Origin of the sequence: Streptomyces sp. T39 (genome assembly GCF_008042045.1) — a bacterium.
In the GTDB taxonomy this organism is placed as follows: Bacteria; Actinomycetota; Actinomycetes; order Streptomycetales; family Streptomycetaceae; genus Streptomyces.
The window spans coordinates 447,754-458,278 of the sequence record NZ_RDBP01000012.1 but is presented as its reverse complement, the minus strand read 5'-3'; the positions used below and the strand labels follow the sequence as shown (position 1 = coordinate 458,278).

7 protein-coding genes are annotated in these 10,525 nt (G+C 73.0%); 6 read left to right on the top strand and 1 reads right to left on the bottom strand.

Going from position 1 to position 10,525, the window contains the following annotated elements; genetic code table 11:
- Window positions 1-222 precede the first annotated feature (222 nt).
- Window positions 223-1,299 (bottom strand): LacI family DNA-binding transcriptional regulator, encoded by a 1,077-nt coding sequence (locus EAO77_RS02900; protein ID WP_147986565.1) that lies wholly within the window; start codon window positions 1,297-1,299, stop codon window positions 223-225.
- A gap of 138 nt (window positions 1,300-1,437) precedes the next feature.
- Here EAO77_RS02900 and EAO77_RS02895 point away from each other — a divergent pair, with 138 nt between their 5' ends.
- The 6 genes from EAO77_RS02895 (at window position 1,438) to EAO77_RS02870 (ending at window position 10,327) form a co-directional block, all read left to right on the top strand.
- Window positions 1,438-2,589, top strand: a complete 1,152-nt coding sequence (locus EAO77_RS02895; protein WP_147986564.1) for a Gfo/Idh/MocA family protein — start codon at window positions 1,438-1,440, stop codon at window positions 2,587-2,589.
- Complete coding sequence (locus tag EAO77_RS02890; protein ID WP_147986563.1) at window positions 2,586-3,740, top strand: dihydrodipicolinate synthase family protein; 1,155 nt, start codon at window positions 2,586-2,588, stop codon at window positions 3,738-3,740. Before EAO77_RS02895 ends, EAO77_RS02890 begins: the two co-directional genes overlap by 4 nt.
- 32 nt (window positions 3,741-3,772) lie before the next feature.
- Window positions 3,773-4,570, top strand: coding sequence for a sugar phosphate isomerase/epimerase family protein (locus EAO77_RS02885; RefSeq protein WP_410088511.1), 798 nt, complete (start codon window positions 3,773-3,775; stop codon window positions 4,568-4,570).
- Between the two features lie 574 nt (window positions 4,571-5,144).
- Complete coding sequence (locus tag EAO77_RS02880) at window positions 5,145-6,542, top strand: lipase family protein (RefSeq protein WP_147986561.1); 1,398 nt, start codon at window positions 5,145-5,147, stop codon at window positions 6,540-6,542.
- Between the two features lie 37 nt (window positions 6,543-6,579).
- Window positions 6,580-7,992 (top strand): MFS transporter, encoded by a 1,413-nt coding sequence (locus EAO77_RS02875; protein ID WP_261993778.1) that lies wholly within the window; start codon window positions 6,580-6,582, stop codon window positions 7,990-7,992.
- Between the two features lie 91 nt (window positions 7,993-8,083).
- The gene (locus EAO77_RS02870; protein ID WP_147986560.1) at window positions 8,084-10,327 is read left to right on the top strand and encodes an ATP-dependent RecD-like DNA helicase; all 2,244 of its coding nucleotides are present in this window, start codon (window positions 8,084-8,086) and stop codon (window positions 10,325-10,327) included.
- The last annotated feature ends 198 nt before the right edge of the window (window positions 10,328-10,525 follow it).

The following is a 10,525-nucleotide window of genomic DNA, read 5'->3' as shown; positions in this document are numbered from 1 at the left end:
CGGCGGCGAGAAGCTGGCCGTGGTCTGCAACACCGGCGGGTCGCCCGAGCGCGAACTCACCTATCTGACCCTGCTCCAGCGGCAGCGCGCCGCCCCGTACCCGGCTGTCCCTCGCCCACTGCCCGCGCCCGGCCGCCCGCGCCCGGCCGCCCGTACCCGGCGCCCCCGGCCATCGGTACCCGGCCGCCGGTGCCCGGCGCCCCCGGCGGACCGCCGGCCGCGTCACGCGCGCGGCGGTGCCGTCGACCCCCGCACCATCAGCTCCGCCGGGATCGTCGCGATGCCGCCCGGGGGAGGGGTCTCGTTGCCCATCGCCAGCCGCCCCGCCCGCGCGCCCGCCTCGAACAGCGGGAGCCGTACCGTCGTCAGCGAGGGCACCACGTCGATCGAGAACGGCAGGTCGTCGAAGCCCGCCACCGAGATGTCCTCGGGAATGCGCAGCCCCTGGTCGCGCAGGGCGGCGCAGGCGCCCAGCGCCACCGTGTCGTTCGCCGCCACCACCGCGGTCAGCGACGGCTCCCTGCGCAGCAGTTCGAGTGTGGCGTCGTAGCCGGAGCGTCGGTCGTACGAGCCGTGCACGGTGAGGCGCTCCTGCTCGGCGACGTCCTTCTCGTCCACGAGGCCGGCGGCCGCCACGGCGGCCCGGTGGCCCTCCAGCCGGTGCCGGGTCGTGGTGCGCTCCACGGGCCCCGCGACATAGCCGATGCGGCGGTGGCCCAGCGCGATCAGGTGCTCGGTCAGCCGCCGTCCGCCGCCGCGGTTGTCGAAGGCGAGCGCGGCGACGATCGCGTCGGAGCCCGGCAGCGGGGGCCGCCCGCACAGGACGACCCGGGTGCCCGCGTCCGCGAGCCTGGTCAGCTTGGCGCTCATCGCGGCGATGTGGGCGGGGTCCTCGATCGCGCCGCCGGTGAGCACCACGGCGGCGGCGCGCTGCCGCTGGAGCAGGGTCAGATAGGTGAGTTCGCGCTCGGGCGACCCGCCGGTGTTGCAGACCACGGCCAGCTTCTCGCCGCCGGCGCGCCCGGTGCCCTCCTGGCCGCCGATCTCGGTCTGCGCGGCGCCGGCCATGATCCCGAAGAACGGGTCGGCGATGTCGTTCACCAGGATGCCGACCAGGTCGGAGGTGGCCGCGGCGAGTGAGCTGGCCGGGCCGTTCAGGACGTAGTCGAGCTCGTCGACGGCGCGCAGCACCCGCTCCCGGGTCGAGGCGGCCACCGGGTAGTTGCCGTTCAGCACACGGGAGACGGTCGCCGGGGACACCCGTGCGCGGGCCGCCACATCCGCCAGGGTGACTGTCATCGCTTTCCTCCGTGTGTGATGAGCGCCCCCCTTGTCGGAGCCGCTGTCGGCAGGCTAGCTTCATACCGCGTAGAAAGCGCTTGCTACGCTCGTATCGAGAGAACTCGGGTGAACCGAGACGAAAGATGGAGGCACCTCGTGACACGCAGGACCGTGCGGATCGCCATGAACGGCGTCACAGGGCGGATGGGCTACCGCCAGCACCTGGTGCGTTCCATCCTCGCCATCCGGGAGCAGGGCGGTCTCGCCCTCGGCGGCGGCGAGGTCCTGTGGCCCGAGCCCGTCCTCGTGGGCCGCCGCGAGCACGCCCTGCGGGAGATCGCCGAGCGCCACGGGCTCACCGAGATCGCCACCGACCTCGACGCCGTGCTCGCCGACGACAGCATCGACATCTACTTCGACGCCCAGGTCACCTCCGCGCGCGAGGAGGCGCTCAAGAAGGCGGTCGCCGCCGGCAAGCACATCTACACCGAGAAGCCGACCGCCACCGACCTCGCGGGCGCCCTGGACCTGGCCCGCCTCGCCACGTCCACCGGCATCAAGCACGGCGTCGTCCAGGACAAGCTCTTCCTGCCGGGGCTGCTGAAGCTCAAGCGCCTGATCGACGGCGGCTTCTTCGGCGAGATCCTCTCGGTACGCGGCGAGTTCGGCTACTGGGTCTTCGAGGGGGACTGGCAGGAGGCGCAGCGCCCCAGCTGGAACTACCGTTCCGAGGACGGCGGGGGCATCGTCGTCGACATGTTCCCGCACTGGGAGTACGTGCTCCACGAGCTGTTCGGCCGGGTGACCTCGGTCAACGCGCACGTCACCACGCATGTGCCGCGCCGCTGGGACGAGCAGGGCAAGCCCTACGACGCGACCGCCGACGACTCCGCGTACGGCATCTTCCAGCTGGAGGGCGGCGCGGTCGCCCAGATCAACTCCTCCTGGTCGGTGCGCGTCAACCGGGACGAGCTGGTCGAGTTCCAGGTCGACGGCACCCACGGCTCCGCCGTCGCCGGGCTGCGCAACTGCCGCGTCCAGCACCGCTCCGCGACCCCGAAGCCGGTGTGGAACCCCGACCTGCCCGTCACCGAGTCCTTCCGTGACCAGTGGCAGCAGGTGCCGGACAACGCCGAGTTCGACAACGGCTTCAAGGCGCAGTGGGAGCTGTTCCTGCGCCACATCGCGCTCGACGAGCCCTACCACTGGGACCTGCTCGCCGGCGCCCGCGGCGTCCAGCTCGCCGAACTCGGTCTGCGCAGCCACGCCGAGGGCCGCCGCCTGGACGTGCCGGAGCTGTCGCTGTGACGATCCTTCTCCCGAACCCGGACGGCGGTGTCCGCGCGTACGAGCCCCGCGCCGAGCCGCTGAGCTTCACCGCCGGTGTGCCGCTCACCTCCCGTACGGTCTTCTCCGCCGCCCATGTGGTGGCGGACCCGTACGCCGACACCACCCCCGACTCGGCCGCGGCCGTCGACTGGGACGCCACCCTCGCCTTCCGCCGTCACCTGTGGTCGCACGGGCTCGGGGTCGCCGAGGCGATGGACACCGCGCAGCGCGGCATGGGCCTCGACTGGGCGGGCGCGGCGGAGCTGATCCGCCGCTCGGCCGCGGAGGCGAAGGCGGTGGGCGGCGCGATCGCCTGCGGCGTCGGTACCGACCAGCTGACCGGCCCCGCCACGCCGGACGCGGTTCGGGCCGCGTACGAGGAGCAGCTCGCGCTCGTCGAGTCCACCGGTGCGCAGGCGATCCTGATGGCCTCCCGCACCCTCGCCGCCGCCGCCACGTCGCCGGACGACTACCTGGAGCTCTACTCCCACCTGCTCCGCCAGGCGTCCGAGCCGGTGATCCTGCACTGGCTCGGCCCGATGTTCGACCCGGCGCTCGAGGGCTACTGGGGCTCGTCCGACCTGGACGCGGCGACCTCCGTCTTCCTCGACGTGATCGCCGCCCACCCCGACAAGGTCGACGGCATCAAGGTCTCGCTGCTGGACGCCCGCCGGGAGGTCGAGTTGCGCCGACGGCTGCCGCAGGGCGTGCGCTGCTACACGGGCGACGACTTCAACTACCCGGAGCTCATCGCGGGCGACGAGGTGGGCTTCAGCCACGCACTGCTCGGCATCTTCGACCCGCTGGGCCCGCTGGCGGCCGAGGCGGTGCGCGTCCTCGACACCGGTGACGCGCCCGGCTTCCGCAAGCTCCTCGACCCCACGGTCGAGCTCTCCCGGCATCTGTTCCAGGCGCCGACCCGCTTCTACAAGACCGGGGTGGTGTTCCTCGCCTGGCTCGCCGGGCACCAGTCCCACTTCACCATGGTGGGCGGCCTCCAGTCCGCGCGGTCGCTTCCGCACCTGGCGCGCGCGTACGAACTCGCCGACCGGCTGGGCCTGTTCCCGGACCCGGTGCTCGCCGAGACCCGTATGAAGTCCCTGCTGACCGTCCACGGAGTCCCGCAGTGAGCGACGCCCTCTCCCGCTTCAGCATCAACCAGATGACCGTGAAGCAGCTCGGCCTGCCCGCGCTCGTCGACCACTGCGTGCGCCTCGGGATCCCGGCGGTGGGCCTGTGGCGCGAACCGGTGGCCGCCTACGGCCTGGAAGCGGCGGCGAAGCTGGTCCGCGACGCCGGAATCGCGGTCTCGTCCCTGTGCCGCGGCGGCTTCCTCACCGCGGCCGACGACGAGGGGCGCGTGCGCGCGCTGGCCGACAACCGTGCGGCGATCGACGAGGCGGCGGCGCTCGGCACGGACACGCTGGTGCTGGTCTCCGGCGGCCTGCCGCAGGGCAGCCGCGACCTCGTCGCCGCCCGTGCCCGCATCGCGGAGGCGCTCGCCGAGCTCGCGCCGTACGCGGGCGAGCGGGGGGTACGGCTGGCGATCGAGCCGCTGCATCCCATGTTCGCGTCGGACCGCTGCGTGGTCTCGACGCTCGATCAGGCGCTGGAACTGGCCGCACCGTTCCCCGCCTCCCAGGTCGGCGTGGTCGTCGACACCTACCACATCTGGTGGGACGACCATGCTCCCGCGGCCGTTGCCCGTGCGGGGGCCACGGACCGTATCCACTCCTTCCAGCTGGCCGACTGGACGACCCCCCTCCCGGAGGGCGTCCTGAACGGCCGGGGCCAGATCGGCGACGGAGCCGTCGACATGCGCGCCTGGCGCGAGCGTGTCGAGGCGACCGGCTGGACGGGCTTCATCGAGGTGGAGCTGTTCAACGACGGGCTCTGGGCCCGGGACGGAGTGGAGGTGCTGGAGGAGACCGCGCGGCGCTTCGTGTCGGAGGTCTTCTGAGCACCGGAATCACGGTGCCGGGGCGCGCGTGCGGCGCGTCCCGGACGCCGTGCGGGGGAGGGCCGCCGTCACCGGCCGGGGCGCCGTGCGCGTGGGGCGTCCGGGGCACCCGTGGTGACGGTTCCCTCCCTTCCGGCCCGCGCCGAGGGTGCGCATGCGGCGCGGGCCGTTCGAGTCGTGGGGTGACGCCGGGGTCGGCCGGCGTCACCCCGCAGGGGGTTCAGCGGGCCGGTCGCCGAGGGGCGCTCGCCATCTGCTGCCGAACGGATCCCGCAGGCGCCCGCCGCGATCCCCCCACGCGCTGTCGGCGGCCTCGGGCCGACGCGACTGCGTGATCGAGGGCCGCGGGGATGCCGCTTCAGTCGCAGCCGCACTCGCAGTCGCAGCCGAAGCCGTCGTCGCAGCCGAAGCCGAGCCGAAGCCGCGGTCCGTGTGCGGGTGTCGCGCTCGGCCCGACTCCGGTCGTTGATCACGCAATAGTTACCCTTGCGTAACTTACTGACGGGTTACCTGGGGTAACTAGCGGTGCTAGCTTGCGCTCACCTGCATCGGAGCAGAGAGCGAGGAGTGAGCTGTGAGCCGCACCACCACCCGTTCGCGTTCCACGTCGGCCGCCCCCCACGGCCGGACCCCGTCACGCAGTCGCGCCCACCTGGCCGCCGTCGCCGTCGCCGGCGCGGCCTGCCTGGCGACCGCGGTCGTCGCGGTACCGGCGTCCGCCGCCGACGGCACCGCCCCCACCGTCCGGGCGGACGCCACCGCCCCCGACTTCTACACGCCACCGGCCCAACTGCCCGCCGGCAACGGCGCCCTGATCCGCACCGAGCCGCTGAAGCTCGGCCTCAGCCTGCCGGGCCTGGACGGCAGGACGCTGCCGGGCACCGTCACCAGGCTGATGTACAAGTCGACCGACGCGGGCGGCGCGCCCGTCGCCGTCACCGGCGCCTACATCGAACCGTCGGCCGCCTGGCAGGGCACGGGTCCGCGCCCGCTGGTGGCGCTCGCCTCCGGCACGATGGGCCAGGGCGACCAGTGCGCGCCCTCCAAGGCCCTGGAGAACCCGCTGTCGATCGGCGCCGACTCGATCTCGGTCGGCTACGAGAACCTCGCGGTCTACCGCATCCTCGCCACCGGCGCGGCGGTCGTGGTCACCGACTACACCGGACTCGGCACCCCCGGCCGGGTCCACACCTACGTCAACCGGGTCGACGAGGGGCACGCCCTGCTCGACGCGGCCCGCGCCGCGCGGAGCGTCCCGGGCGCCTCCGTCACGGCCGCCTCCCGCGTCGGTCTCTACGGCTACAGCCAGGGCGGCGGCGCCAGCGCGTCGGCCGCCGAACTCCAGTCGACCTACGCCCCGGACGTGCCCGTGGTGGGCACCTACGCGGGCGCCCCGCCGGCCGATCTGATCTCCACCATGAAGGGCATCGACGGCAGTGCCCTGGCCGGCGCCCTCGCCTGGTCCATCAACGGATTCGCGCAGTCCGACCCGGAACTGAAGCCGATCGTCGACGCCCACACCAACGCGGCGGGCAAGAAGGCGCTGGCCGACGCGTCGACCATGTGCGTCGGCGACGCGATCTTCGGCTTCGGCTTCGCCAAGAGCACCCGGTGGACGGCCGACGGGCGGTCCCTCGCCGAGATCATCGCCTCCGAGCCGCGTCTCCAGGCCGTGCTGGCGAAGCAGCGCATCGGCACCCTCAAGCCGACGGGCCCGGTCCGCCTGGCCACCGGCACCCAGGACGACATCGTCCCGCACGACCAGGCCCGCCAACTCGCCGTCGACTGGTGCCGCAAGGGCGGCAAGGTCAGCTACGAGGCCGTCGTCCTGCCCAACCTCGGCGACAAGCTGCTGACCAACCACCTCACCCCGCTCCTCACCGACCAGGGCGCGGCGATCTCCTGGATCACCGACCGCCTGGAGGGCAAGCCGGCCCTCTCCAACTGCTGGTCCATGCCCGTCCAGCCGTGACACCCGCCGCCGCCCCCCGGGCGCCCCCACCCCGCCGGTGCGGACGGTCGTCGGACTGCTCGTCCTCTTCGAGGTGATGAGCGGCTTCCTCCAGATGGGCATGGTGCCGCTGCTCCCGAGGATCGGCGACCGGCTCGGCGTCACGGACTCGGACCTCTCGTGGGTGATCGCCGTCCAGTTGCTGGCCGCGGCCGTCTGCGTACCGGCCTTCGGACGGCTCGGCGACCTCCACGGGCACCGTCGCCTGCTGCGGGTCTGCCTGGTCTCCGTGGCCGCGGGGACCCTGCTGGTGGCACTCGCGCCCTCGTTCGAGGTGCTGCTCCTCGGCCGGGTGCTCCAGGGCCCCCTCGCCGCCCTGCTGCCGCTGGAGATCGCGCTCGTCCGCGACCGCCTCCCCGTGGAGGCCGCCCGGCGCGCCATCGCCCTGCTGGTGGGCGCGCTGACCGTCGGTTCGCTGATCGGCGGGGTGCTCATGGGGGCCGCCGACGCCGTCCTCGGCGACATCCGGCTGACCCTGCTGCTGCCCGCCGCGCTCGCCGCCGTCTGTGTGCCCGTCGCCTTTCTGCGCATCCCGGAGAGCCGGCGGCCGTCCGGCGGGCGGATCGACCTGCCCGGCCTCCTGCTGCTCGGCACGGCGATGATCTCCCTGCTGCTCGGCGTCTCCTCGGCCGAGGAACACGGCTGGTCCACCGCCTCCGTCCTCGTTCCGCTGGCGGTGGGTGCGGCGCTGCTCGCCGCCTTCGCCGCCGTCGAACTGCGTTCCGCCGAGCCCCTGCTGGACCTGCGGGCCATGCGCGGGCGGCAGTCGGCGCCGTTCTACGGCGCGGCATTCCTGTTCGGCGTGTTCTTCTTCGGCAGCCAGGCACCCAACAGCACCTTCTGGGCGGCGGACCCGGACGAGACGGGCTACGGCTTCGCCCTGAGCGCGCTCGCCATCTCCCTGATGGCCCTGCCCGGCGCGGTGTCCAGCGTCGTGGGCTCGCTGCTCACCGATCGGATCGCCGCCCGCTTCGGCTACCGCGCCTCGCTGGTCGGTGCGTTCACCGTCGTCGCCCTGTCGTTCTGCTCGTTCGCCCTGCTGCACGACGTGTGGTGGCACATGTCGGTCACCTACGCGTTTCTCGGATGCGCCGTCGGCCTGGCGCTGGGGGCCATGCCGACGGTGATCGTCGAGGCGAGCGAGGTGTCCCGCTCGGGGATCGCGACCGCCGTCTACAACAACGTGAAGACGCTCGGCGGCGCGGTCGCGGGGGGTGTGTTCGCGACCGTCCTCGGCTCGCTGCCCCTGCCGGGCGGCGGGGCGCCCGGTGAGCGGGCCTATGTCGTGCTGTGGCTCACCGGAGCGGCCTGCGCCCTGTGCGCGGCGGTCGCGGTGGCGGCGGCGCGGCGCGACGAGGGCGCCCCGGCCCCCGCCCCCGGGGAGGAGCACGCGGCACTGCCCGGCGCGTGAGCGGGACCGGCCGCCCGTCCACGGGCGGGCGGCCACCGGGAGTTGTCCACAGGCCGCACGGGATGTCCTTGCCGGGGGATACCGTCGGGTCATGTCCAAACCGGCCACCGCCCGGGCGGGTGCGCCCGCCCCGGGCTTCACCCCCGCCGTGCTCGAAGGCGTGCTCGAACGGATCACCTACGCCAACGAGGACAACGGCTACACGGTCGCCCGCGTCGACACGGGCCGCGGCGCGGGCGAGTTGCTGACCGTCGTCGGATCGCTGCTCGGCGCGCAGGTGGGCGAGTCGCTGCGGATGGAGGGCCGTTGGGGCTCCCATCCGCAATACGGCAAACAGTTCACCGTGGACAATTACACGACAATTCTCCCCGCGACCATCCAGGGCATACGCCGCTATCTCGGCTCCGGGCTGATCAAGGGGATCGGTCCGAAGATCGCCGAGCGGATCGTGGACCACTTCGGCACCGACACCCTCGACGTCATCGAGCAGGAGCCGAAGCGGCTCGTCGAGGTCCCCGGCCTCGGGCCCAAGCGCACCAAGCTGATCGGGGCGGCCTGGGAGGAGCAGAAGGCCATCAAGGAGGTCATGGTCTTCCTCCAGGGCGTCGGCGTCTCGACCTCCATCGCGGTCCGGATCTACAAGAAGTACGAGGACGCCTCGATCTCCGTCGTGAAGAACCAGCCCTACCGGCTCGCCGCCGACGTGTGGGGCATCGGCTTCCTGACCGCCGACCGGATCGCCCAGGCCGTCGGCATACCCCACGACAGCCCCGAACGGGTCAAGGCCGGTATGCAGTACGCCCTCTCCCAGTCCACCGACCAGGGGCACTGCTTCCTGCCCGAGGAGCAGCTCATCTCGGACTCCGTGAAGCTGCTCCAGGTCGACACCGGCCTGGTCATCGAGTGCCTCGCCGAGCTCGCCGCGGACGACGAGGGCGTGGTCAGGGAGCAGGTGCCCGGACCGGACGGCGGGGAGCCCGTCACGGCGGTCTACCTGGTGCCGTTCCACCGTGCGGAGCTCTCCCTCGCCGGGCAGCTGAGGCGGCTGCTGCGGGCCGACGAGGACCGGATGCCCGCCTTCCGGGACGTCGCGTGGGACAAGGCCCTCGCCTGGCTCGCGCAGCGCACGGGGGCGGAGCTGGCCCCCGAGCAGGAGGCCGCGGTCAAGCTGGCGCTGACCAGCAAGGTCGCGGTCCTCACCGGAGGCCCGGGCTGCGGCAAGTCGTTCACCGTCCGGTCCATCGTGGAGCTGGCGCGGGCCAAGAAGGCCAAGGTGGTGCTCGCGGCGCCCACCGGGCGGGCGGCCAAGCGGCTGGCCGAGCTGACGGGCGCCGAGGCGTCCACGGTGCACCGGCTGCTGGAGCTGAAGCCGGGCGGCGACGCGGCGTACGACCGGGACCGGCCGCTCGACGCGGATCTGGTCGTCGTCGACGAGGCGTCCATGCTCGACCTGCTCCTCGCCAACAAGCTGATCAAGGCCGTGGCGATGGGCGCGCACCTGCTTCTGGTGGGCGACGTGGACCAGTTGCCGAGCGTCGGCGCGGGGGAGGTGCTGCGCGATCTCCTCGCCCCGGGCGGCCCCGTGCCGAGCGTGCGGCTGACCCGGATCTTCCGCCAGGCGCAGGAGTCGGGCGTGGTGACCAACGCCCACCGGATCAACTCCGGCCAACAGCCCCTCACCACCGGGCTGAAGGACTTCTTCCTCTTCGTGGAGGAGGAGACCGAGGAGGCCGGCCGGCTGACCGTCGACGTCGCCGCCCGCCGGATCCCGGCCCGCTTCGGACTCGACCCGCGACGCGACGTGCAGGTGCTGGCGCCTATGCACCGCGGCCCGGCCGGCGCGGGCACGCTCAACGGCCTGCTCCAGCAGGCCATCACCCCGGCCCGGCCCGACCTGCCGGAGAAGCGGTTCGGCGGGCGGGTCTTCCGCGTCGGCGACAAGGTCACCCAGATCCGCAACAACTACGACAAGGGCCGCAACGGCGTCTTCAACGGCACGGTGGGCGTGGTGACCGCCCTCCACCCCGACGACCAGCGGCTGACGGTGCTCACCGACGAGGACGAGGAGATCGGCTACGACTTCGACGAGCTGGACGAGCTGGCCCACGCGTACGCGGTCACCATCCACCGCTCCCAGGGCAGCGAGTACCCGGCCGTGGTGATCCCGGTCACCACCGGCGCCTGGATGATGCTCCAGCGCAATCTGCTCTACACGGCCGTCACCCGGGCCAAGAGGCTCGTGGTCCTGGTCGGCTCCCGCAAGGCGATAGGCCAGGCGGTGCGCACGGTGTCCGCCGGCCGGCGCTTCACCGCGCTGGACCACCGTCTGGGCTGAGGCGGGGCCCGGGTCCGGCCCGGTTCGCACGCCGTGGGGCGGGAAACAGGGCGGGAAACACCACCCGCACCCCACCCCGGCTTTCAGAACCAGGGCGAAGGGGGCAAGATGAGCAGGTTGGCGGCACTGAGTGCCGTCGGCGAGCCCAATGGCGACCCCGAGTGCACTCTCCTGAGCCAAATGGGGGATGGTAGAGAC